This window comes from Thermoflexus sp. (assembly GCF_042408365.1).
GTDB lineage: Bacteria > Chloroflexota > Anaerolineae > Thermoflexales > Thermoflexaceae > Thermoflexus.
The window spans coordinates 1-23122 of sequence record NZ_JBHOQJ010000017.1 but is presented as its reverse complement, the minus strand read 5'-3'; the positions used below and the strand labels follow the sequence as shown (position 1 = coordinate 23122).

Below are 23122 nucleotides of genomic sequence, written 5' to 3'. Positions count from 1 at the left end.
TCTATAACGGGCATCGAAGCGCCCGTTCTTTCCAATTGCCGACCATGGTAATCTAAATCGCCGTTGCATGAGGATCGCGGATCCTTAAAATTCGGACGGCCAAAGAGAAAGTTGGCTGCCCCCCGGGAGCTCTATGATGTATATTACCCTCTGATGTTCCTAGTGATGTGCGAGCTGTTGGGAGAGCAGAGGATGTGTTCTGGAGATAGGCCCGGCGATTGATGTAAGAGGTTTGGGCATTACCTTGCATCTGTCAAAATCCTTAACCACGGCAGGGTCAAGCGGCATGGCGCGCATCGTCATTGACATCACGGCCGCGGTGCGACAGGGGGCGGGGATCGGGCGCTACGCTCGGGAGCTGACCCGTGCGGTGCTGAAGGCGTTTCCCCAGCACCGCTACACCCTGTTCTATGCGGGACCGGTCCGCTTCCCCCCGACGTGGGCGGATGCCCCGCACGTACGCCTGCGGGCGACCCCCCTGCCGGAGCGGGGCATGGTCTGGCTCTGGCACCGCTTGCGCGTTCCGTTCCCTTTGGAGGCGCTCACAGGGCCGGCGGATCTGGTGTATTCCCCGGATTTCCTGCTCCCGCCGACGCTGCCCGGGCGGCGGACGCTGCTGACCGTCCACGATCTTTCCTTCGAGATCATGCCGGAAACCCTGCCGGAGCCCCTGGTGGCCTATCTGCGGCGGAACGTCCCCCGTGCGGTGCGCCGGGCCACCCACATCCTGGCGGATTCGGAATCCACCCGACGGGATCTCATCCGCCTCTGGGGGGTCTCCCCGGAGCGGATCACGGTGCTCTACAGCGGCGTCGATCCGCGCTTCCGCCCCATCGAGGATCCGGAGGAACAGGCACGGGTTCGGGCCCGTTACGGGCTGGGATCGTGGCCGTTTCTGCTCACCGTCGGGACGGTGCAGCCGCGCAAGAACTACCCGCGTCTGATTGAGGCCTTTGTGGCCTTGGTCCGCGAGGGGGTTTTCCCGGAGGGCCACTTGGTCATCGTCGGCGAGGAAGGTTGGAAGGCCGAGAGCACCTTCGAGGCCATCCGGCGCTCCGGGATGGCGGAGCGGATCCACCGGCTGGGCTTCGTGGCCGATGAAGATCTGCCGGTGTTGTATTCCATGGCTACGGCCTTCGTTTTGGTCTCCCGGTATGAAGGCTTCGGCCTGCCGGCCCTGGAGGCGATGGCCTGTGGAGCCCCCGTGGTGGTTTCGCGGACCTCATCGCTGCCGGAGGTGGTGGGCGAGGCGGGGGTTCAGGTGGACCCCGAGTCGGTGGAAGAGATCGCGCGGGGTCTTCGCGTGGTGTTGACCGATCCCGAGCGTCGATCCGCCTTGCGGGCGGCGGGCTTGGAGCGGGCGCGCCAATTCACTTGGGAGGCAGCGGCCCGGCGGTGGGGCGAAATCGTGGAAGCGCTCCTTGCCCATTGAGGGTTGAGGCGCGATGATGAGGAGAGGAGATCCCTTATGATGCGACGCGCGTTCGTGTTGAGCGGTGGCGGCAACCGGGGCCCGCTTCAGGTGGGCGCGCTGCGGGCGCTGTTGGAGCGCGGGGTCGAGCCGGACTTCCTGGTGGGCACCTCGGCCGGGGCCATCAACGCGGTGGCCTTCGCCGTGGATCCGACGTTGGGCGGTGTGGAGCGTCTGGCGGCCGCCTGGCGTCGCGTCCGCCGCGCCGATATCTACCCCGGCAACCTCCTCACGATCCTCTGGCGTCTCCTGACGCATCAGGACAGCCTGTTCAGCGGATCCGGGCTGCGCCGGGTTCTGGAGGCCCATCTCCCTCCGGGCGTTCGCACCTTCGGGGATCTTCAGCGGCCATGCTATGTCACCGCCGCGGACCTGCGCACGCAGCGCCTCATCCTCTTCGGGGAAGATCCCTCCGCGCCGCTGCTGGAGGCGGTCCTGGCCAGCGCCAGCGTCCCGGTGATTCACCCCCCGGTGCGCTTTCGGAACATGCAGCTGGTCGACGGCGGGGTCGTGGCGGTCGTGCCGATCACGATCGCCGTCGAGAAGGGCGCGGAGGAGCTTTACGTGCTGGACCTCAGCTTCAGCCCGCAGGTTCTTCCGCCGCGGCGCGGGCTGGCGGAGATCGCAATGACCGCTTATCAGACCACATTGAGCGAACAAACCCTGGACGATCTGTACGATGCGCTGCAATCCCCTGTGACGGTTCATCATGTTTGCCTGACCGCCTTTCGCGAGATCTCGTTTCTGGATTTCTCGAAGACGGAGCAGATGTTGGAAGCGGGCTATGAGGCGATGCGGCGTTATCTGGACGATCCCCGGCCGAACCAGGTCTGCGAGGCGACCGCCGAAGGGATCCGGGTCCTGGCCGCTCAGGCCGTCCCCGGCGGTGGCCGCTGCTACACCCCTCCACGCCGTCGGCGGCTTCTCCAGATGACCGCGCCGAAAGGGTAGGGGAGACTGTTCACGAGTCGGTTCGTGGGGGTGCGGGTGCAAACGCCCTGTTTTGGCAAGACGCCTCGCCGGCTCCTTGCGCGCCTTTTAGGGCTGAGGGGCGCCCTCGGCGGCCCTCGCCCCCAACGGATGAAGCGCTCGCCTATCCATGCTCAACGGAAGGAGGGTCGCATGGCTTACATCGCCGTGGATCTGGGAGGAACGAACATCCGAGCGGCCCGATGCGCTGAGGATGGACGGATCCTCGCTCGCGCGCAGACCCCGACACGGCCTGAGGAGGGGGTCGAGGCGGTGATCGCCCGCATCATCGGGGCCATCGAAGCGGTCTGGACCGATGAGGAGCCCGTGGAGGCCATTGGGGTGGGCGCTCCCGGTCCCCTGGATCCGCAAACAGGGGTCGTGCTCACCGCTCCCAACCTGGGCTGGGAGAACGTCCCTCTGGCGGATCGGCTCCGAGAACGATTTCGCGTGCCATGCTTCGTGGGCAACGATGCGAACCTGGCCGCCCTGGGGGAGTGGAAATATGGGGCGGGCCGTGGCCACGAGCATCTGGTGTATTTGACGATCAGCACCGGCATCGGCGGCGGGGTGATCACCCACGGTGTGTTGCTCGAAGGCGCCCATGGGTTAGGGGCGGAACTGGGCCATATCGTCCTGGAGGCTCGAGAGGGCCCGCGTTGCGGATGTGGGCGAACCGGGTGCCTGGAGGCTTTGGCCTCCGGAACCGCCATCGCCCGGATGGCCCGGGAGGCATGGGCCCGTGGGGAGCCGGTTCCATGGCCGGATCCCTCCGCGGTCACGGCGGCGGACGTCGCCGAGGCCGCCACCCAGGGGGATCCGGTGGCGGCCGTCATCATGGATCGGGCCGCGTTCTACTTGGGGGTGGGGATCGCCAGCTTCTGGCACATCTTTAACCCCACCTTGATCATCCTGGGCGGCGGGGTGATGAAGACCGGGGATTGGTTTCTGGAAAAGATCCGCGCATATGCACGAGATCGCGCGATGACCTCCGATTACATCACGCCCATTGTCCGAGCCGCTTTGGGGGATGATGTGGGGGTACTGGGGGCGTTGGCTTACGCCCAGATGCGCCTCCCCCTCTCCAAGGCCCTTTGAGATGTGATTTGCTTCGCAGGATACGAGCCGCCTTCAGCGGCCCCAGCCCCCAAAGGGTTGTTTCTCCCCCCTCCCCGCAGCCCAAAGGGGCGCGGGGAGGGGTCATCTCGTCTTCCCCATTGCGTACACAAACGCAAAGATGGAAGAAGCGCCACCCCACTGATCCCCAAAGCGGATCAAGCGTTAGGGCCGCTGTGGCTTTTATTCCCCCTTTTGCAGTTCCCGTTGGAGCTTTTCCCACTCCTCCGGGGTGTTGATATTGCGCCAGGACCGACCCTCCGGGTCGATGGCCCGCCAGTCCGAGGGTGGGATGTAGCGCACCCGCACGGCCGGGTAGAAGGCGATCACCGCCCGTTGCTGACAGGCCATCGCGGAAGCGATCGCGTTGAGGCAGGAAACCCGGTACATCGCATGCAGCGGCTCGGGGCGTCCCTGTTCATCGATCAAGACGACGGCGTCGGCGCCCGCTCGCTGGTCGAACAGCCACTGGACCACCCGCGGATCGACCAAAGGCATATCGCAGGCCGTGGCGAAAACCCACTCGTAGCGGGCGCCCAACAGCCCGGACCACAACCCGCCTAACGGGCCGACGGGAGGCGAGGGATCTAAGATGAGTCGGACGGGGAGATCCTGGAAGGGCTCGACGTTCGGGGCGATCAGGAGGACATCATCGGAGATCTGATGGAACCGCTCGATGAGATCCACGATCAAAGGGCGCCCCTTCCATTCCAGAAAGGCTTTGTTCCGTCCCATCCGGCGGCTCTGGCCGCCGGCAAGGATCGCCACACTATACATAGCGCCCTCCTTCTTCCTTCAGCTCCCTGGAATGCTGCACTTGTGGGAGGCCCAACATCCCGAGGGCCGGGGCGCTTTCGAAGCGCCGCCCATCTGGGATGCCTCCTTGCGTCTAACGAAGAAAGGGCGCCCATGGATTACCGGCACAGCAATGATCCCAAGCACGCGCATCCCTCCTCAGGCCACGAAACGGTGCCGGATTTGGGATCCTATGAGAGGCGGCCATTCCATCCGATAATGGTCGTTTTTTCTTCGTGGTGGGCGGACCACCGAAGGCGGCCCGCCCACCACGAAGAAACCGATCGCCCTACGGAAAAGGTGGCCACCCTTTGACAGGTCGGCATGGTTTTCTCTATAGTAGAGTATATCCGCTTGTGAGGAGGGGAACGATGTTTGGACGATCGAAGCCAGAGAAGACACCAGCGGCGCCCAAGCCAGCAAGCCCGGGCATGCCGGTGGAGACGGTGTTAGGCCCCACGTGTGTGGTCAAAGGCGTTCTTCAGGGAGATGGAACCATTCGCGTGGAGGGGATCTTCGAGGGCTCGATGGAGATCAGTGGGAACCTCATTATTGGCGAAAACGCTCGGATCCGGGCAGAGGTGCGGGCCACCAATGTCTCGGTGGCGGGCATGTTGATCGGGAAAATCCATGCCTCCGGTCGCGTGGAGATCCTCTCAAATGGGAAGGTGTGGGGCGAGATCAATGCAGGTTCCTTGGTCATCGATGAGGGAGGTTACTTCCGAGGCCAGTCGGTCATGCCGGGGGCTGAGCCTGAATTCCCGATGCTGGAGCCCCCTCGTTCCGAGGGGGCGGAGCGGACAGGTCAGGTGATCGATGTCCGCCCCCGCGAGGATACGCAAGAGGCGTAGATGGCTCATCGAAAGGCACGTTGGGGATCTGGCGGCAGGCCATTGAGGCACCCTCGGGTTCCCGACCCCCTTTTCCTCTGAACGCTATGAACAAGCGCCGACGATGGGATCGCCTTCGCAGGAGGGAAAGCGATGCCCGTGGTTGCCGTAGTGGGTGCGTTATGGGGCGATGAGGGGAAGGGCCACATCGTCGATTACCTGAGCCAAGAGGCGGAGATCGTGATGCGCGTGCAAGGCGGGGACAACGCGGGCCACACGGTGGTCAACGAACATGGAACCTTCCGCCTTCATTTGGTGCCGTCAGGTGTCTTCCACCCCGGAACGGCATGCATCATCGGCGCGGGAACGGTGGTGAATCCGGATACGTTGCTCCAGGAGCTGGCAGAGCTGGAGGCCGCCGGGGTGGATACGTCCCGGGTGTGGATCTCCGACCGCGCCCACCTGGTCTTCCCCTATCACCGGCAGCGGGACGAGCTGGAGGAACGGGGCCGGGGCGATCGACCTCTCGGCACCACCCGCCGTGGGATCGGCCCGGCCTACAGCGACAAAGCGGCCCGCATCGGACTGCGTATGGGCGACTTGCTGTATCGGGATTGGCTCCACCAGCGTCTACGGCAGGCCCATACAGCGATCTCCGCGCGCATCGCGGCGTTGGGCGGAGAGCCGCCCTCCCTGGAGGAGCTGATCGCCCGCTGCGAGGCGTGGCGGGAGCAGTTGAAAGACCGGATTGTGGACACAATCCCCTTGCTTCAGGATGCCCTCCGACGGGACGCGCGCATCCTCCTGGAAGGTCAGCTGGGGGCGATGCGGGATCTGGATTGGGGCATCTATCCGTATGTGACGTCTTCGAACACGCTAGCTGGCTACGCCGCTGTAGGGGCCGGGATCCCTCCCCAGGCCATCCGGGAGGTGATCGGGGTGGTGAAGGCCTTCGCCACCGCCGTCGGCGAGGGCCCATTGATCACAGAGGTTCACGGGGAACTGGCGGAGCGCTTGCGCCGGGGCGGGCCGCGGGAGGGCTGGGAGTTCGGGGCGACGACCGGCCGCCCTCGCCGGTGCGGCTGGCCGGACGGTGTGGCCCTGCGGCACGCGGCATGGTTGAACGGCTTCACCGCTCTGGCGGTGACCAAACTGGATGTGCTGGACGGGCTGGAGGAAATCCAGCTCTGCGTCGGCTATCGCCTGCCCTCCGGAACGATCCTCACTCATGTCCCGAACACCCCAGTGCTCGAACATGTGACCCCGGTCTATGAGCGCCTGCCGGGGTGGGCAGGTCCTACCTCCGCCGCCCGCTCCTGGCAGGAGCTCCCCGAGGCCGCGCGAGCCTATCTCCGCCGCCTATCGGAGCTGGCCGGCGCCCCCGTGCGCTACATATCCGTCGGCCCGGGGCGGGATCAGATCCTCGCGGTGGACGGACGATCCGGCTGATGAGGGGCACCCAAAGGGGCCGGCGCCAGGTCCGCTCTTAGTGCTTTGCCCGTTTTTTAAATTTGGGGTTTTCGGGGGCTGGGCCGGGGTCATCGGTCTTTCCCATTGCGCGCCCCAAAAACAAAATGGGATGCGCATCGTTCGTATGGGATCCCCTTTATGAGCGCTCGGGCTCTCTGCGGAGGGAGATAGAGATGTTCACCCACGAGACCTACCTCTCTCCTTTCACCTGGCGCTATGGCAGCGCGGAGATGCGGCGGATCTGGTCGGAGGCCCATCGCCGTTGGTTGTGGCGGCGGGTGTGGATTGCGCTGGCGCGGGCCCAGATGGCCGCGGGCCTGGTTCGTCCAGAGCAGCTGATGGACCTGGAGGCCCACGCGGAGGAAATCCGATTGGAGCGCGCGGAGCAGATCGAGGCCGAGATCGGCCACGATCTCATGGCCGAGCTGTTGACATTCGCGGAGCAGGCGCCGCAAGGCGGCCCTGTGCTCCACCTGGGCGCCACATCGGCAGATATTGAGGACAACGCGGATGCCATTCGTCTGCGGGAGGCCCTGGGCTTGATCCAGGAGCGCCTGCGCGAAGTCCTGCATGCCCTGGCGGAAGCCATCGAGCGCTGGGCCGATGTCCCTTGCATGGCCTGGACCCATCTCCAGCCGGCGGAGCCGACCACGGTGGGCTATCGCCTGGCCCTCTACGCCCAAGATCTGCTCGAGGATTGGGAGGAGATCGCCCGGTGCCGGGCGGCCGTTCGCGGGAAGGGTTTCAAAGGGGCGGTGGGCACCCGGGCTTCTTACGCGGTGTTGCTGGATGGGAGCGGGTGCTCTGCAGCGGAGATGGAGGCGCGGGCGATGGCGGAACTGGGCCTGGAGGCCTTCCCGGTGGCCGGCCAGATCTATCCTCGCAAGCAGGATTGGCGGGTTCTGAACGCCCTGGCCAGTTTAGGGCTCTCGCTCTACAAGCTGGCCTTCGACCTGCGCCTGCTCCAGTCCCCGCCCTTCGGCGAGTGGTCGGAGCCCTTCGGCCTCCGCCAGGTGGGCTCCTCCGCCATGCCCTTCAAGCGCAACCCGGTCCTCGCCGAGCGGATCAACGCCCTCGCCCGTTACCTCGGGGCGTTGCCCCTGATGCTGTGGGAGACCGCTGCCCACTCCCTCCTGGAGCGCACTTTGGATGACTCGGCGATCCGACGCATCGTGCTGCCGGAAGCTTTCCTGGCCGCCGACGAGATCCTCCGCCTGGCGCTGCGGATCCTACGGGGCTTAGAGATCCACGAGGAGGCGCTGCGGCGGAACCTGGAGCGTTACGCCCCCTTCGCCGCCCTGGAGCCGATCATGATGATGGCGGCCCGGGCCGGCGCCGATCGTCAAGCGCTCCATGCCCGCCTTCGGGAGCACGCGATGGCCGCATGGGAGGCTGTCCGATCCGGCGCCCCTAATCCCTTACCGGAGCGCCTCGCGGGCGATCCGGAGGTCACCCGGTGGGTCCCCCCCGAAACCCTTCAAAGCCTGCTGGAGGTCCACCGGCATATCGGCGACGCCCCCGAGCGGGCGCGGGCGATGGCCCTGGAGATCCGAAGGATCACGGCCCGGTAGGGGCGCCCGATGAGGGCAGGCGCAAGGCCTCCCCCTACCGATGCCTTCCCTTGTAGGCCCCCTGCGGGGGCGATATAATCCCGATGGGGGTTGGAGGGCCGGGTTATTGGTGATCAGGCATCCGAACGCCTCAGCGGAACCTCAAATTAGGAGCGCGATGGAGCGTTTCCAGCTGGTTGCGCCGTTTGAGCCCACCGGGGATCAACCCCAGGCCATCGAGAAGCTGGTGGATGGCCTCCGCAAGGGCTATCGCTATCAAACGCTGCTGGGGGCCACCGGTACGGGGAAGACCTTCACCATCGCCCATGTCATCGCCCAGGTCCAGAAGCCCACCTTGGTCATCAGCCATAACAAGACGTTGGCCGCGCAGCTCTACGCGGAGTTCCGCGAGTTCTTCCCCCACAACGCGGTGGAATATTTCGTCAGCTATTACGATTACTACCAGCCGGAGGCCTACATCCCCCAGACGGACACCTACATCGAGAAGGAGACCAGCATCAACGAGGAGATCGAGCGCCTGCGCCTGGCGGCCACCCAGGCCCTGTTCACCCGGCGGGACGTCATCATCGTGGCCTCCGTCTCCTGTATCTACGGGATCGGTAACCCTCATGACTGGGGCCAGGTGGTCATCCGCCTGCAACGCGGCCAGGTCCGCCGCCGCGATAACCTGTTGCGCCACCTCGTGGACATCCAGTACACCCGCAACGATGTGGATTTCCGCCGGGGGACCTTCCGGGTGCGCGGGGATACCGTCGATGTCTTTCCCGCCTATCAGGACACCGCCTTACGAATCGAGTTCTGGGGGGATGAGATCGACCGCCTGGTGGAGTTCGATCCCCTCACTGGGGAGGTCCTTCGCTTACATGAACAAGTGGAAATCTACCCCGCCAAGCACTTCGTGACCCCCGAGGAGAAGCTGCGCCGGGCCATCGAAGCGATCGAACAGGAGCTCCACGAGCGGCTGGAGGAGCTGCGGGCCCAGGGCAAGCTCCTGGAGGCGGAGCGCCTGCGCCAGCGCACCCTCTATGACCTGGAGATGCTCCGCGAGGTCGGGTACTGCCACGGCATCGAGAACTACTCCCGCCATCTGGACGGGCGGGCACCGGGGGAGCCCCCTTGGACCCTGCTGGATTACTTCCCCGACGATTTCCTGGTGGTGATCGATGAGTCCCACATGACGATCCCTCAGCTTCGGGGGATGTATCACGGTGATCGCTCTCGGAAGGAAACACTGGTGGAATACGGCTTCCGGCTCCCTTCGGCCCTCGATAACCGCCCGCTCACCTTCGAGGAATTCGAGCAGCGGGTCCGCCAGGTGATCTTCATGTCTGCCACCCCAGGGCCTTATGAGCTAGAGAAATCGGAGCAGGTTGTGGAACAATTGATCCGCCCGACGGGCATCTTGGACCCGGTGGTGGAGGTCCGGCCGACCAAGGGCCAAATCGAGGATCTCGTCGGCGAGATCCGCCGGCGCGTCGCCCGGGGCGAGCGGGCGCTGGTGACCACCCTCACCAAGCGCCTGGCGGAGGAGCTGGCAGACTACCTGAACGAAATGGGGATCCGCACCCACTATCTCCATGCCGATATCGAGACCCTGGAGCGCGTGGAGATCCTTCGGGATCTGCGGTTAGGGGTCTACGATGTGGTGGTGGGGATCAACCTGTTGCGGGAGGGGCTGGACCTTCCGGAGGTCTCGCTGGTGGCGGTGCTGGATGCGGACAAGGAAGGCTTCCTGCGGAGCGAGACGGCGTTGATCCAGACCATCGGACGGGCCGCCCGCCATGTGAACGGGACGGCCATCCTCTACGCCGATACGATCACGGAGTCCATGCGTCGGGCCATCGAAGAGACCAACCGGCGCCGGGCGATCCAGGAGGCCTACAACCGGGCCCATGGGATCGAGCCGCGCTCGATCGTCAAGGCGGTGCGGGATCTCACCGATCGGGTTCGGGAGATGGTGGCGGAGGAAGCGGGGACGCCCGGACGGCCGCCGGCGATGCCGAAGGATGAGCTCCAGCGCCTGATCCGCGCCCTGGAGAAGGAGATGAAGCGGGCCGCCCAGGCCCTCGAGTTTGAGAAGGCCGCCGCCTTGCGAGATCAGATTTTCGAGCTGCGGGAGCAGCTTCGAATGATCGAGCTGGCGGAGACCCCGCCGGAAGCGCGGCTCCGCCGGTTGGTCGAGCTGGAGCCGATTGTGGAAGAAGCGCTGGAAGAGGGGGAGGCCGTTCCAGCGAGGCCAGCCTCCCCCTCGGGGCGACGACGAGGTCGCTCTTCCCATCGGAGGTGAATCGACCCCACGGGAGGGATCCGGCCTGCCTCTTTGGGCCATTGCCTTGCTCGCTGATCTGCTCTTCCCCTGGTCTGGCGGTTGGAATGTTCGTCTGATTCCCGTTGGATCACTCGTGCGAAGCAGCGACCATGGGGCGTTCCAAGCAAGTGATGATTATCTATAATCCAGCTGCCGGCCCGCGGGATATGCTGCGGGAGATCCAGGCGGTGGCTCACAGATGGGAGGAGCGAGGGTGGTCTGTCCTCATGCGGGTGACGGAAGGCCCGGGGATGGCCACCGACTTCGCCCACGAGGCCGCCCTGGAGGGGTTCGACTGGGTGATCGCTGCGGGCGGGGATGGCACGGTCAACGAGGTCGCCAACGGGCTGGTGGGGATGCCCGCCGCCCTGGGCGTTCTGCCCATCGGGACCGGCAACGTCTGGGCCCGACAGCTGGGCCTTCCGGTTTACCCCTTGGTTCATCCGCTTCGGATCCAGATCGCCGCCCATTTGCTGGAAGCCGCCCGGGAGCATGTGATCGATGTCGGGCGGGCGAACGGCCGTTATTTCCTCCTGTGGGCGGGCATCGGGCTGGATGCGCAAGTTGCGCGGCACATGGAACCCCGCACCCGGAACACGAAACGCCTGGGCGCGATCGCTTACTTGATCGCTGCGGCCATGATCGCTAAGGATTTCCCGGCCATGCGAGCCACGGTGATCGTCGATGGCCGTCGTCGGGTGAAGGGGCGCACCCTGGTGGTCCTGGTGGCCAATGCCCAGCTCTATGGGGGGCTGGTCCGCATCGCCCCACAGGCGGTGCTGGACGATGGCTATCTCAACATTTGCGTGTTCCGGGGGATGGGGTTGCCGTGGGCGGTCCGGCATTTCTTCAATGTGTTCGGCGGACGCCACTTGCAGGATCCGGCGGTTAAGTTCTTTGTCGGGCGTCGCGTCGTCGTTGAAACCCGTCCCGTTGTCCCGGTTCAGGTGGATGGGGAGCCTATCGGCTACACCCCCATGGTTTTTGAGATCGTCCCTCACTCGCTTCGGGTCCTGGTCCCCCCAACGGCCCCAGCGGATCTGTTTCAGGCTGCTTCTCCCGCTAAGGGAAACGAGCGCTGAAGCGCCCCCTCCATCCGAGAAACAAAAATGGAAGGAGCGCTACTCCACGTCCTCTGAACGGAGCTCTATCTCTGCGCCGAGGGCCTGCATGGTCTCCACAAAACCGGGGAAGCTGTCGCTGATGCACGCCGCATCCTCAACGATCGTTTCCCCTTGGGCGATCAGCCCAGCGACGGCCAGGGCCATCGCGAGGCGGTGATCCCCGCGGCTGTGGACCACCGCGCCGCGCAGCGGGGTCGGTCCATGGATGGCGAAACCATCCGGGCGTTCCTCGATCCGGGCGCCCATGCGCCGGAGCTCCTCGGCCAGCGCGGCGATGCGATCGCTTTCTTTCACCCGCAGCTCGGCTGCGTCGCGAACCTGGGTGAGGCCCTCGGCCTGGGTCGCGACCACGGCGAAAATTGGGAACTCGTCGATCATGCGGGGGACCAGGGGGCCGGAGACTTCGACGGCTTGCAGGCGAGAGGCGGCGATCGCGCTTAGGCGCCCCACGGGCTCCCCACCGGTTTCGCCTTCCGGGCGCACCCGGATCGGCGCGCCCATCGCCTGCCATGCTTCCACCCACCCCAGGCGGGTGGGATTCAGGAGGACGTTGAGGATCTCCACCTCCGAGCCCGGGATCACCAGCGCCGCCGCGATCAGGAACGCCGCCGAGGAGGGATCGCCCGGGATGTTGAGGGAGATGGGGAGCAGCCGCTGCGCCGGATGGATCGTGATGGAGCCTCCGTCTCGCTCCAGGGAGGCCCCCATGGCGCCCAGCAGGCGCTCGGTGTGGTCGCGGGCGGGCGCCGGCTCGATCACCGTCGTCGGGCGATCCGCATAAAGCCCGGCCAGCAGGAGGGCTGATTTCACCTGGGCGCTCGCCACCGGGAGTTCATAGCGGATGCCCTGCAGCGCCCCTCCCCGCACATAAACCGGCGCATGGCCCTCCGTGGTGATCACCTCGGCGCCCATCTGACGCAAGGGTTGGGCGACCCGCTCCATCGGACGTCGGGAGAGCTGCGGGTTCCCCACCAGCGTGCTGGGGAAGGGGAACCCCGCCAGGATCCCCATCAGAAGCCGCATCGTGGTCCCGGAGCCGCCGCAGTTCAAAGGGCCAGGTGCGGGTTGAAGGCCCCTCAAACCACCTCCGTGGACGATCAGCTGATCGGGTGCGGGGCGTTCCACCTGGATCCCCAGGGCGCGGATGCAACGCAGGGTTGCCTCACAGTCGGCTGCTGGCAGCCAGCCATGAAGGCCGGAAACCCCATCCGCGAGGGCGGCGAACATTAAGGCCCGGTGGGAAATCGACTTGTCCCCCGGAACGGAGATCGTGCCGCGCAAGCGAGTGGAGGGTCGCACCCGTAAACGCATAGGCGCTCCTGCTTGAGGAGAGATGGAGAACGGGCAGCCTTCGCCGCTGCCTCCCATTTTAGCACCCGGGCAGTGCCCCGAGGGGAGGTATTTGCATTTTGATGTAGGGGCGGCCTTCGCGCCATTCCGTGGGGGCACCCACAAGGGGTGTCCTATCGGGGTTGGGCGGTCTGCGATCCATTTCTCAGACTCTCTTCAAATAAGCCATAATTCTATTAGAGCCCGCGGCGGACCTCCCGATCGCTTTCGATGGCGGGCGGGCACCTTGGACATCAGCTTGCCTTCGAGAGCCAGCGCCCGAGGTTTTACAGGTTCGGAAGGGCCTGGCCTAATCAGTGAGGGTCAAGTTTTTCTCCCTGAGGGGGTGGGGATGGAGCACAAACCCAAGCCGTATACAGTGGCCGAGATCATGACCTCGCCGGTGGTAACCGTTCCACCGGATATGCCGGTAGAGGAAGCATTGCACCTGATGGTCCAGAAGGGCATCTCCAGCGTGGTGGTGGAGCCGGAGGGCCCTCATGGGACGTGGGGGATCATGACCAAGCGGGACATCCTGAAAAAGGTGGTCGCGGCCGATCGGCCCCTGAAGGGATTGAAGGTCCGGGATCTGATGAGCGCACCGCTGATCACGGTTTCGCCGGACACGACCATCCGCCAATGCTCTCTGATCATGCTGGACGCCAATATCCGGCGGGCGGTCGTCATGAAGGATGGGAAGCCGGTCGGTATTGTGAGCGACACGGATATCTTCCAGGCGGTGGAGGAACGCGGGTGGGGTCCGGATTGAGCGAGGCGGGGACCGGTTCTCGGATCCAGGTGCGGCGGCTCACCCCCGATGGGGCACTCCGGGTGACTTACGCGGGGCGCCTGCTCCAGGTTTCCCCCGAAGGCCTCATCCTGGAGGCTTACTGGGAACGTCCCGCTTTGGATCTGGGGTATGCCATCCTGGAGCCGGCGGATCGCTTCGTGGAGTATTTCTTTCGGGATCGCTGGTTCGTGATCTATGAGATCCACCACCATTCGGATGATCGGCTGAAGGGCTGGTATTGCGATATCATTTACCCTCCTCGGATCTCGGAATGCGAGGTTGAGATCCGTGATCTCGCGCTGGATCTCTTCGTGACCCCGGCAGGCGAGGTCCTCGTTCTGGATGAGGAGGAATTTGAGGCGCTGGGGCTGCGGGAACGGGATCCGGCGGCGTATTCGGCCGCCCGATCCGCGCTGCAAGAGCTTCTAGAGAGGATTCACCGGCGCGAGCCTCCGTTTCATCAACTTCCAGGGGGATGTTAGGGGTGGGGGAGGCCGCCGAAGGCGGCCCCCGCGCCCCTAAACACTTTATCCTTCAGGAGGGGGCCATGGGTTACGGATATGCTGGCCGCGTTCTTCATGTGGATCTCACCGAGGGCCGCCTGTGGGTGGAGACGCCTCCGGAATCGTTTTACCGAACCTATATGGGCGGCAGCGCCATGGGGCTTTACTACATCCTGAGAGAGATGCCTCCGGGTATCGACCCCTTCGATCCCCGCAATGTCCTCACCCTCTTCATTAGCCCGCTGACCGGCGCCCCGATCTCCGGCCAATCCCGCCTGATGGCCAACGCCAAATCCCCCCTCACCGGCGCCATTGGGGATTCCCAAAGCGGGGGCTTCTTTCCCGCGGAGCTGAAATATGCAGGCTTCGACGGCATCGTGATCCGCGGCCGGGCGCCGAAGCCGGTTTACCTGTGGATCCACGATGGCGAGGTTGAGCTGCGGGATGCCTCGCATTTATGGGGCCGGATCACGGGCGAGGTCGAGCGGATGCTTCAGGAGGAGCTGGGCGACGATCAGATCGAGGTTGCCCAGGTCGGCCCAGCCGGCGAACGTCAGGTCCGCTTCGCGGCCATTATGAACATGTCCAATCGGGCGAACGGCCGCACCGGCATGGGCGCGGTGATGGGCTCGAAGAACCTGAAGGCCATCGCCGTCCGGGGCCGTCGAAAGGTGAACCTCGCCGACCCGCAGGCCCTGATGGAGCTGGCCGGCTGGGGAGCCCGCCATGTCGATCAGAACCCCGATGTCCAGGGCCTGGCCCTTTACGGCACGGCCAGCGTGGTGGCCTGGCAGCAGATGGCGGGCACCCTGCCGACTTATAACTACATCGCCGGACAGTTCGATGAGTTCGAGAAGATCACCGGCGAACGCATGGCGGAGACCATTCTGAAGGAACGCGACACGTGCTACGCCTGTGTGGTTCGCTGCAAACGGGTGGTGGAGACGGAGTGGAACGGACGCCGAGTGGATCCGTTCTACGGCGGGCCGGAATACGAGACCATCGCCACCTTTGGTTCCTACTGTGGCGTCGGTGACTTGAACGCCATCGCCTTGGCGAACCAGCTGTGCAACCAATATGGGGTGGATACGATCTCATGCGGGGCGACCATCGCCTGGGCGATGGAATGCTTCGAGCGAGGGGTCCTCACGGAGGCCGAGATCGGTTTCCCGCTTCGATTCGGCGACGCGGAAGCGATGTTGCGGATCCTGGAGATGATCCTCCGGAGGGAGGGGATCGGCGATATCCTGGCGGAGGGCTCCGCCCGGGCGGCCGACCGGCTGGGGAAGGGCCATGAGTTCTTAATCACGGTGAAGAACCAGGAAGCCCCCGCCCACATGCCCCACGCCAAGCGCTCCCTCGGGCTGATCTACGCGGTCAACCCCTTCGGCGCAGACCATCAATCCAGCGAGCACGATCCGATGTATGAAGAGGGGGCCTCGGACCTTTATCTCCAGCGCTTGGCGCTGCTGGGCCTCACCCAGCCGCAGCCCCAGTATAGCCTGGGGGAGGAAAAGATCCGCTTTGCCTACCTGACCCAGCTCTTTTACTCGTTCCTGGATTCCGCCGGGCTGTGCCAGTTTGTGTACGGTCCGGCATGGACGCTCTATGGGCCCGAGGAGACGGTGAAAACGGTCCGCGCGGTGACCGGGTGGGGGGATTTCACCCTTGAGGAGCTCTTGCGCATCGGGGAGCGCCGCCTGAACATGTTGCGGTGGTTCAACGCCCGGGAGGGCCTGGATCGCCGGGCGGATCAGCTTCCGAAGAAATTCTTCAAAGCCCTTGTAGGAACCGGCCCCACTGCTGGCATGGCCTTGGATCGGGAGGAGATGGAGCGGGCGCTGGACCGTTATTATGAGTTGGCGGGCTGGACCCGGGAAGGAGTGCCCACCCCTGAGAAACTGCGGGAGTTGGGGCTGGGATGGTTGCTGGAATCGTGAACCGATTGGGATCGCGCTCTTTGGGCGCGTTGTGCCCGCCCGCGCCCAACGCCGCGGCCTGGCACGGGCACCGCATGGAGCGAGTTGGCTTCTCCTCCTTCCCCACGTCGTTTTCGCGATGGTAGGGAAGGAGGGGGGAGGAGCATCGAATGCCCTCGACCATGGAGCATGCGGCGCATCTCTCGGCGATCATCGGGCCGCGGGGAAGCACAACCGATCGGGAGCGGGAGGCGGCGGAATACGCTGTCCAAACGTTTCGGGCGCTGGGTCTGGAGCCGCGGGTCGAGCCGTTCGTCAGCGCCACATCGGCCTGGCGGCCCTTCGCCATCGCCACCGGGGGGATGCTCCTGATGATCCCGGTCTTCTTCCTCGGAGGCCGATGGATCGCCGCGCTGGGTCTTTTCCTGCTGATCCTGTGCGTGGCGATGGAGCTCGCCTTCGCCCCGAATCCCCTCCGGTGGTTCGTTCCCAAAGGACGAAGCCAGAACGTCTATGCCGTCCTCCCGCCCGCCGGGCCGGTCCGCCAGCGGGTGATCCTATGCGGTCATCTGGATACCCACCGCACCCCGTGGGCCTTCTCCTCCCTTCGGGCGCTGGCGATCTACCGGGCGCTGGTGACGTTGGGGCTTCCTGGAGCCGTGGGGATGGGCGGGCTGTTTCTGATCGGCGCGGCGACCGGGAACCCGAATTGGGGTCTTCCGGCGTTGCTGCCGGGCCTGCTGCTGGCGGCCGTCTTCGGGATGGCGATCCAAGCGGATCTCACGCCTTACACCCATGGCGCCAACGATAACGCCACGGGGGCGGGGATGGTTCTGGCGCTGGCCGAACGGCTGCGCCGGGAACCCCTTCAGCATACCGAGGTCTGGGCCTTGTGTACCGGTTGCGAGGAAGTGGGGGCTTACGGAGCCGCCGCCTTCATCCGGCGTCATCGGGATCTGGGCCGCCCGATCTTCATCGTCCTGGACACTTTGGGCGGCCCGGGGAGCGGCCCGTGCTATCTCGCCCAGGAGACCATGCTGCTTCCCCTGCGGAGCGACCCGGAACTGCTGACGCTGGCGGATCGGATCGCCCGGGAGCGTCCCGACCTGGGAGCCTACCGCTGGCCGAATTTCCGGGGGGCATACACCGATGGAGCCCCCGCGGCCCGCGCGGGCTGGCGGGTCCTAACGTTCGTGAACCTCCGGCCCGATGGCGTCCTTCCCCACTGGCATCAGCCCTCCGATGTGTATGAGAATGTCGATCCGGAGGTGGTGGCCCGCACGGAGGCCTTTGTGTGGGAGCTGCTTCAAGCGATCGATGACATGGCTGAGCGGGCATAGATGGAGCCGGATCCCCCAAGGGACCGCGGGTGAGCCCCCTAAGGATCGAAGGGCACGTTCTTCCTCCTTCCTCTCCTCCGGTGGCCTCGCTTGATTAGATATAATTTTTGGGCATTGGTTCGGTCCATGTCCTAGCTCATATCCAAGCTTTAAAACTGAAATTTGACAAGTTCAGGCGTTTCTGATAAAATAAAATCAATTGGGAAAAAGTGAAAACCGATTTCGTGGGACCGAAGGGTTCAGAGCCTCTCCCTAAGCACTCGGATCCTTTCCCGTTCGGCTGGGGTTTCCCTTCGTATCTCCCCTCCATCTGCTTTGTTTCCCCAGATGGGATCGATCGGCCGCTTTTCTTTGACACAGCTTTGGGGATAGGGTCCTTCCGCCTCCTCTCACAGGCTCCGAACAGCATAACGCCTCTTTCTCCAGCGAAGGAGAGAAATGATGTCCGAACCAATTGTTTTCATCAGCCGCAATAAAATCAAAGATGGCAAGATCGAAGGATTCAGAACACACTATCAAGATAGTATCCGGCCGATTGTGGTGGGTTCCGAGAATCCTTTTCCCCGAAGGCACTGTTGGTGCGGACCGGGAGGGTGCGGCCCAACAAGGCGCTGCAGCTGACACCGCGAAGCGGCGCGGCTGAGCTTGGACGTTGGGCCGCTTGCCCTACTGCGTTTGCGACTTTACATGAGATGCGCCTAACACCTTCGTTGATGAAGCAGGAGAGCACATGAGAACAACTCTAGTACAACAAATCGCCGAACAGATGATGGAACGCCATAAAGCTACCGGTATGGCAATAGCTTGGGCGCGTGGGATGGGTACGCCACATTATTTAACGCTTGGTACCGACCGGGATGGTGTTGTTCTTGAAAGGGATAGTTTATTCCCAGTTCGTTCTATCGCAAAATTGGCAACATCATTGTGTATCTTGCGCCTTGTCGACGCAGGCTATCTCTCGCTCGATGACCCGTTAGCGAAATATATACCCGAATCCTCGGTAGCTGTGGAAGGTGTAACGATCCGCACGCTGTTGTGTCATTTGAGCGGCTTGCCCAACTGGTACGATGAAACGAAGGCACCCTGGTCTGCAAGCCTCACCTGGCCAATAGTCAAACAGGCCTGCATCGAAACTCAACCCGAAGCACCACCCCACACAAAAGTGATTTACAGCAATGTGGGCTACGCCCTGCTGGCAATCATTATCGAGCACATAACAAATCAACCCTTCCAGATAGCTATGCATAATTGGGTTTTCGAACCGCTTGCGATAGAGGCTTATTATGGCGATGCGCCACCGCGCCCAGTATTGAGGATTCTAGTGCCATGGGAAAAGCCAGAGAATATAGGCAATCCAACGGAAAAGGTCAATTCCGCCTTTTCAAGTGAAGTCACCATGCCCTTCGGTGGACTTATCACTAATCTGGATGGCACGTTTGGGCTGATTCACGCCTTTCGAGGGAAGCCCGCGGGATTTTTGCGCGATGAAACAATCGCCGAAGCCACGCAAAATCAGACGGGAATGTTGCCAGGCGGTATGTTCGATTGGCCGCTCTGTCCATGGGGTCTCGGCCCTGAATTGCGCGGCACCAAAAAGCCACACTGGGCGGCTTTCGAAGCAAGCCCTGAATCTTTTGGGCATGTTGGCGACAGCGGATGCGTCGTATGGACAGACCCATCACGGGATATAACTTATGCGATTCTGGCAACGCGTTCATTTGACGAATGGGTTTTTGAAGCCCTACCAGAAATCGGCGCAGCGATTCTAGGCACGGCATAACGTGCGCAGAACTTAAGACCTTTCAACAGAATCCTGTCCTTGGAGTTTTATCCACGCCCGCCCCAGCGCCAGTAACGCAAACCGCTGGGCGCAGATGGTTTGAACTTTATCAAGCGCCTGCTGTTGTGCCTCCGCCCGCCCCTGGGTGTGGCTTGGAAGGGTTGCGGTTGGTCGTGGACGCTAGGCCTGGCCCCCTTGCCCGCCGTCGCCGTCCGCGACTGGCCCCCAACGTTTCTCTCCCCTCGGCGTGATCGGCCTTGCGCGGGGATGGTCGGGCTGGGTGTGGGGGCTGGCAAGCGGGCTGGATGGCGAAGTCCTTCCGCTGCGGGGCGGGGCGCCGGTCACCGCTATTGGGCCGGTTGAGGCAATTTGCCCGCAGTCACCTTCGCGCCCAACAAGCGCTTGCAGGCGGACGGCGGCTTTGCCGCCGAGGGGATGCGCCGCGAGGCTGCCGAGTTGAGTTTAGGCGAAGGAGTGTTGCCCATCACGCCACCGCCGCTGAAGCGCAGGCCGTTAGGCGCCAATCGTTTGACCAGTGGGAGACTCTGCATGAGGAAACAACGAAGGCGCGCTTCAAGCGCACCGCCAGCAAGTATGGCATTTAAGCCACCGTATGGCCCTAGCTGGTTTGATAGGTTTACTCTGTGGGTCGATCGCCTCCCGGGTCCGGCATGGCTTTACTACGTGATCTTAGGCGCGGCATTTGGACTCGTGGGGTCCGCAGTCCAGTGGGGAGAGGGAGCCTATCCCGTCGGCACGTTCAACGCTCTACATGTGTGGACGGCCAGCAACTTCGCATTTCTACTCTGCTTAATGCACTACATCGACAAATCTGCCGCCTCGGCCCTGGCGTCCTTCCGCCCGCTTCTTTCGTCAGCTGACAACATGAAGCGCCAGTTCCCCGAAGACGGGTCTACCTACGCGAGCCTGGCCTATCAACTCACCACGCTTCGCCCTCGGCCCGCGCTGATCGCCACAATTGCGGGCGCAGCCTTCGCTATCGCTGCCCATATGCTCCTTACCGCTAACGGGATTGTTCCCGGCTACTTATCCGGGGCCGCCGGCAGCCCGCTATCCACACTTTCAGTGGTTGTAATGTTGACCTTGGGGAACGCGCTCTCCGGTCTGCTGGCCTACCATACGATTCAGCAATTGGCGCTTGTCAGCCGGATCTACACCCGACATGCCTACATCAGCATCTATCAACTCCAGCACCTATACGCCCTGTCTCGCCCGGGTGCGCTTACAGGGATTGGAATCATCCTCTTCGTCTATGTATGGTTTGCCACATCAAGGGCCGAGGTTCCGGGGCCAATTGAGGTCGCACTCTCGCTCTTCTTTGCAACGATAGCCGCCGCGACCTTTGTTCTGCCGTTGATTGGAGTCCATCGCCGCCTTGCGGCCGACAAGAGCAGACGGCTCGCGGAAGCATCTTCTCGTTTCGAGGCTGCCACTGAGGACCTCCATAGCCTGCTGGATGGCCAACGTGTCGATGGGGTGGATGATCCCTACAAGGCTATTGCCAGCCTTGAGACCGAACAGGTCGCATTGCGCCGGATTTCGACGTGGCCCTGGGAGCCAGGTGCAGTCCGCGGGTTGGTGGCAGCGTTCTTGCTGCCGGTTGCCGTTTGGGGGATCCAGCAGTTGCTCGGGCAGCTCTTCGCGCGCTGACAGCTCTGAGGAGCAGACGCGAAGCCGGTTGGTCCGTGGGCTGGGTCGTCGGGGGGCGGCGCCTGGCCCCCCGGCATGTGCGAGAATGAGTGGGCGTCTGCCCGCTTCCGCCGGGCCGCTTAGCTCGAGGCCGTTAACATGCACAGGAGGAATACCAATGGGTAGTGCAAGGATTCAAGGTCAACTCTGGGGAGCCCGTGCGCAAGACTGGGCGGCCTACATCGAACAGGTGGGCTTGCCGCTTTTCGGTGCGACCCTCGATGCCGCCCGCGTGACCGTGGGCACGCGCCTGCTCGATGCCGGTTGCGGTGCGGGGCTGTTAGCGCTGCTGGCCCGCTTTCGCGGCGCGCAGGTCGCCGCTCTGGACGCCTCGCCGGGGCTCCTGGCCATCGCGCGGCGACGGTTGCCCGGGGCCGACGTGCGGGAAGGTGATCTGGAGGAGCTCCCCTTCGCCGACGCCAGTTTCGATGCGGTCGTGGCCGTCAACAGCGTCTTTTTCGCGGCGGATATGGCGGCTGCCATGCGCGAGCTCGTCCGCGTCGCCCGGCGTGGCGGGCGGGTCGTCGTCACTGCCTGGGGGCCGCCCGAGAAATGCGAATTCTTGAGGGACGTGATGCCGGCGCTCGCGCTGCTGATGCCGCCCCTGCCGCCCGGCGCTACCCCGCCGCGTCCAGGGGCGTTGTCCGAACCGGGAGCGCTAGCGGGCCTCCTCCAAGCGGCGGGCTTGCGGGTTGTGGAGGAGGGCGAGGTTGCCTGTCCCTTCGTCTTCCCGAGCGCTGAGGCCTCGTGGCGCGGACATTCCGCTGCTGGCGTCCACCAGGCGGCCATCGCGCACAGCGGGGAGGCCGCGGTTCGCGCGGTGTATGCTGATGCCGACCGCGCCCACATGCGCCCGGACGGGAGTATCCGGTATGACAATGTCTTTCTCTGGGCTGCTGGCGAACGACCGTAGCGCTGGGCGCTCGTGAGTGCATGCGAACCAACCGATTGCGGCGGACAGCGCGGCGCGCCCGCCGCTGAACCCGACCATTAGCCCGCTTGCATCTCACCCCGGCGTTCAGCTAAGAGCTAGCGCAAGAATCGCCTTCGACTGGCGCACCGATAACCACGCAGAAAGGTGCTGTGATGCGAATCCAGGCCATTCAAACCGGCACGGTTGCAATCCCGCCCAACCAACGTCAGGGAAAAGGGACAGGGTTCATGGGGCTCATCAATACCTTCACTGATCCCCACTGGATAGAGCCGCTACCAATTTATGTGGGGGTCATCGCCATCGATATTGGCGAAACGGCCAAAGCAACAGAGTCCGGTTATTTCCCTGCTTGGCATCCCTACTTCAAAAAAGTGAAAGAATGGCTAGCCCCTGAACAGGAGGTTGGACCACAATTGCAAGCGTTAGGTATTCGTCCTAACGATGTTCGCTGGGTCATCATGACACATCTACACACCGACCATTTTCTTTGCCGGTGACGCCTCTTACACTCAGCGATTAATGCTTGACTAGCAAATCGACGGTGTAGCACCCAATGCTCAGGCAGCTCGGCAAACCCTTCAGCGGATTCGGCAGTTCGCACAGACCACGCCGACGGTTTACCTGCCAACCCATGATCCAGGGTCTGGTGAGCGGCTTGCTGATCAAAGCATCGCCCCTATCGACAACAAAGGCGCAGGCTAACACCGCGTGCAGCCGACGCCGCTTCGCTTCGCGAGGCGGCGGAACCCGACCGTTCGGCGTCACCAGATTCCTGCCGTTCGACAGCAGGGCGCAAAATCGATCGAAGGTGGAGGCGGCGATATGGATGTCCCAGCCTCGCTCCGAGTAGCGGCCATCCTCTCCTGGATCTTGGCTGTCGGCCTGGGCGTGCCTTGCCTCATGGCAATTAGGAATCTCTCCGTTGGCCGTGGTATTCCGCTCGTCCTTGGCTTTCCCGCTTACGGAGGCGGCGCCTTCGAGCGCCACGGCCTTCAAACCACCATCCCTCTTCTCGCCGGGTTCCTCCTGGTCTGCATGCTTGAGGCCATCGCAGGCTGGTTGCTTTGGGGCGGCCATAGGGCGGGAGGCGTCCTCGCGCTTGCTCTACTGGCTCCCGGTGCCGTCTACTGGTGGGGATTCGACTTGCCATACCCGCCTATCGT

At 63.8% G+C, this 23122-nt stretch carries 19 protein-coding genes; 16 read left to right on the top strand and 3 right to left on the bottom strand.

Annotation, left to right across the window (positions count from 1 at the left end; all coding sequences use genetic code 11):
* The first annotated feature begins 286 nt into the window (after positions 1–286).
* From ACFMO5_RS00805 to ACFMO5_RS00795, 3 genes are all read left to right on the top strand, one after another.
* Positions 287–1432, top strand: coding sequence for a glycosyltransferase family 4 protein (locus tag ACFMO5_RS00805; RefSeq protein ID WP_376790873.1), 1146 nt, complete (start codon positions 287–289; stop codon positions 1430–1432).
* Positions 1433–1471: 39 nt separating this feature from the next.
* On the top strand, positions 1472–2422 hold the full coding sequence (locus tag ACFMO5_RS00800) for a patatin-like phospholipase family protein (protein WP_376790872.1): 951 nt from the start codon (positions 1472–1474) through the stop codon (positions 2420–2422).
* Positions 2423–2593: 171 nt separating this feature from the next.
* Positions 2594–3538, top strand: coding sequence for an ROK family protein (locus ACFMO5_RS00795; protein WP_376790871.1), 945 nt, complete (start codon positions 2594–2596; stop codon positions 3536–3538).
* 201 nt (positions 3539–3739) lie between these two features.
* Here the strand turns inward: ACFMO5_RS00795 and ACFMO5_RS00790 are convergent, their stop codons facing one another.
* Positions 3740–4333 carry a molybdenum cofactor guanylyltransferase gene (locus ACFMO5_RS00790; RefSeq protein ID WP_376790870.1) on the bottom strand — a complete coding sequence of 198 codons (594 nt, stop codon included), beginning with the start codon at positions 4331–4333 and terminating at the stop codon, positions 3740–3742.
* Positions 4334–4722: 389 nt separating this feature from the next.
* Here ACFMO5_RS00790 and ACFMO5_RS00785 point away from each other — a divergent pair, with 389 nt between their 5' ends.
* The 5 genes from ACFMO5_RS00785 to ACFMO5_RS00765 all read left to right on the top strand — a co-directional run bounded on the left by ACFMO5_RS00785 (position 4723) and on the right by ACFMO5_RS00765 (position 11612).
* On the top strand, positions 4723–5202 hold the full coding sequence (locus ACFMO5_RS00785; RefSeq protein ID WP_376790869.1) for a polymer-forming cytoskeletal protein: 480 nt from the start codon (positions 4723–4725) through the stop codon (positions 5200–5202).
* A gap of 132 nt (positions 5203–5334) precedes the next feature.
* Complete coding sequence (locus ACFMO5_RS00780) at positions 5335–6630, top strand: adenylosuccinate synthase (RefSeq protein WP_376790868.1); 1296 nt, start codon at positions 5335–5337, stop codon at positions 6628–6630.
* A 194-nt stretch (positions 6631–6824) separates the two neighbouring features.
* Complete coding sequence (gene purB, locus ACFMO5_RS00775; RefSeq protein WP_376790867.1) at positions 6825–8222, top strand: adenylosuccinate lyase; 1398 nt, start codon at positions 6825–6827, stop codon at positions 8220–8222.
* 157 nt (positions 8223–8379) lie between these two features.
* Positions 8380–10509 carry an excinuclease ABC subunit UvrB gene (gene uvrB / locus ACFMO5_RS00770; protein WP_376790866.1) on the top strand — a complete coding sequence of 710 codons (2130 nt, stop codon included), beginning with the start codon at positions 8380–8382 and terminating at the stop codon, positions 10507–10509.
* Positions 10510–10640: 131 nt separating this feature from the next.
* A complete protein-coding gene (locus tag ACFMO5_RS00765; RefSeq protein WP_376790865.1) occupies positions 10641–11612 on the top strand; it encodes a diacylglycerol/lipid kinase family protein in 972 nt (323 codons plus the stop codon).
* A 39-nt stretch (positions 11613–11651) separates the two neighbouring features.
* On the opposite strand, the gene aroA is transcribed toward ACFMO5_RS00765, so the two are convergent.
* Positions 11652–12965, bottom strand: coding sequence for a 3-phosphoshikimate 1-carboxyvinyltransferase (gene aroA / locus ACFMO5_RS00760; RefSeq protein ID WP_376790864.1), 1314 nt, complete (start codon positions 12963–12965; stop codon positions 11652–11654).
* 370 nt (positions 12966–13335) lie between these two features.
* On the opposite strand from aroA, the gene ACFMO5_RS00755 reads away from it, so the two are divergent.
* From ACFMO5_RS00755 to ACFMO5_RS00720, 8 genes are all read left to right on the top strand, one after another.
* Positions 13336–13752 carry a cyclic nucleotide-binding/CBS domain-containing protein gene (locus ACFMO5_RS00755; protein WP_376790863.1) on the top strand — a complete coding sequence of 139 codons (417 nt, stop codon included), beginning with the start codon at positions 13336–13338 and terminating at the stop codon, positions 13750–13752.
* The gene (locus ACFMO5_RS00750) at positions 13737–14255 is read left to right on the top strand and encodes a DUF402 domain-containing protein (protein ID WP_376790862.1); all 519 of its coding nucleotides are present in this window, start codon (positions 13737–13739) and stop codon (positions 14253–14255) included. Before ACFMO5_RS00755 ends, ACFMO5_RS00750 begins: the two co-directional genes overlap by 16 nt.
* 65 nt (positions 14256–14320) lie before the next feature.
* Positions 14321–16216 carry an aldehyde ferredoxin oxidoreductase family protein gene (locus tag ACFMO5_RS00745; protein WP_376790861.1) on the top strand — a complete coding sequence of 632 codons (1896 nt, stop codon included), beginning with the start codon at positions 14321–14323 and terminating at the stop codon, positions 16214–16216.
* A 149-nt stretch (positions 16217–16365) separates the two neighbouring features.
* On the top strand, positions 16366–17535 hold the full coding sequence (locus ACFMO5_RS00740; protein ID WP_376790860.1) for a M28 family metallopeptidase: 1170 nt from the start codon (positions 16366–16368) through the stop codon (positions 17533–17535).
* Positions 17536–18265: 730 nt separating this feature from the next.
* Positions 18266–19315 (top strand): serine hydrolase domain-containing protein, encoded by a 1050-nt coding sequence (locus ACFMO5_RS00735; RefSeq protein ID WP_376790859.1) that lies wholly within the window; start codon positions 18266–18268, stop codon positions 19313–19315.
* Positions 19316–19684: 369 nt separating this feature from the next.
* Positions 19685–20986 (top strand): hypothetical protein, encoded by a 1302-nt coding sequence (locus ACFMO5_RS00730; RefSeq protein ID WP_376790858.1) that lies wholly within the window; start codon positions 19685–19687, stop codon positions 20984–20986.
* Positions 20987–21071: 85 nt separating this feature from the next.
* Positions 21072–21938 carry a class I SAM-dependent methyltransferase gene (locus ACFMO5_RS00725; protein ID WP_376790857.1) on the top strand — a complete coding sequence of 289 codons (867 nt, stop codon included), beginning with the start codon at positions 21072–21074 and terminating at the stop codon, positions 21936–21938.
* Positions 21939–22111: 173 nt separating this feature from the next.
* On the top strand, positions 22112–22456 hold the full coding sequence (locus ACFMO5_RS00720; protein WP_376790856.1) for an MBL fold metallo-hydrolase: 345 nt from the start codon (positions 22112–22114) through the stop codon (positions 22454–22456).
* Positions 22457–22475: 19 nt separating this feature from the next.
* On the opposite strand, the gene ACFMO5_RS00715 is transcribed toward ACFMO5_RS00720, so the two are convergent.
* Positions 22476–23036 (bottom strand): hypothetical protein, encoded by a 561-nt coding sequence (locus ACFMO5_RS00715; protein ID WP_376790855.1) that lies wholly within the window; start codon positions 23034–23036, stop codon positions 22476–22478.
* Positions 23037–23122 lie beyond the last annotated feature (86 nt).

Bases quoted from the DNA above. Each gene is read 5' to 3' on its own strand.
- ACFMO5_RS00805 (WP_376790873.1), top strand. From the start codon at position 287: ATGGCGCGCATCGTCATTGACATCACGGCCGCGGTGCGACAGGGGGCG.
- ACFMO5_RS00800 (WP_376790872.1), top strand. From the start codon at position 1,472: ATGCGACGCGCGTTCGTGTTGAGCGGTGGCGGCAACCGGGGCCCGCTT.
- ACFMO5_RS00795 (WP_376790871.1), top strand. From the start codon at position 2,594: ATGGCTTACATCGCCGTGGATCTGGGAGGAACGAACATCCGAGCGGCC.
- ACFMO5_RS00790 (WP_376790870.1), bottom strand. From the start codon at position 4,333: ATGTATAGTGTGGCGATCCTTGCCGGCGGCCAGAGCCGCCGGATGGGA.
- ACFMO5_RS00785 (WP_376790869.1), top strand. From the start codon at position 4,723: ATGTTTGGACGATCGAAGCCAGAGAAGACACCAGCGGCGCCCAAGCCA.
- ACFMO5_RS00780 (WP_376790868.1), top strand. From the start codon at position 5,335: ATGCCCGTGGTTGCCGTAGTGGGTGCGTTATGGGGCGATGAGGGGAAG.
- purB (WP_376790867.1), top strand. From the start codon at position 6,825: ATGTTCACCCACGAGACCTACCTCTCTCCTTTCACCTGGCGCTATGGC.
- uvrB (WP_376790866.1), top strand. From the start codon at position 8,380: ATGGAGCGTTTCCAGCTGGTTGCGCCGTTTGAGCCCACCGGGGATCAA.
- ACFMO5_RS00765 (WP_376790865.1), top strand. From the start codon at position 10,641: ATGGGGCGTTCCAAGCAAGTGATGATTATCTATAATCCAGCTGCCGGC.
- aroA (WP_376790864.1), bottom strand. From the start codon at position 12,965: ATGCGTTTACGGGTGCGACCCTCCACTCGCTTGCGCGGCACGATCTCC.
- ACFMO5_RS00755 (WP_376790863.1), top strand. From the start codon at position 13,336: ATGGAGCACAAACCCAAGCCGTATACAGTGGCCGAGATCATGACCTCG.
- ACFMO5_RS00745 (WP_376790861.1), top strand. From the start codon at position 14,321: ATGGGTTACGGATATGCTGGCCGCGTTCTTCATGTGGATCTCACCGAG.
- ACFMO5_RS00740 (WP_376790860.1), top strand. From the start codon at position 16,366: ATGCCCTCGACCATGGAGCATGCGGCGCATCTCTCGGCGATCATCGGG.
- ACFMO5_RS00735 (WP_376790859.1), top strand. From the start codon at position 18,266: ATGAGAACAACTCTAGTACAACAAATCGCCGAACAGATGATGGAACGC.
- ACFMO5_RS00725 (WP_376790857.1), top strand. From the start codon at position 21,072: ATGAGTGGGCGTCTGCCCGCTTCCGCCGGGCCGCTTAGCTCGAGGCCG.
- ACFMO5_RS00720 (WP_376790856.1), top strand. From the start codon at position 22,112: ATGCGAATCCAGGCCATTCAAACCGGCACGGTTGCAATCCCGCCCAAC.
- ACFMO5_RS00715 (WP_376790855.1), bottom strand. From the start codon at position 23,036: ATGGCCGCCCCAAAGCAACCAGCCTGCGATGGCCTCAAGCATGCAGAC.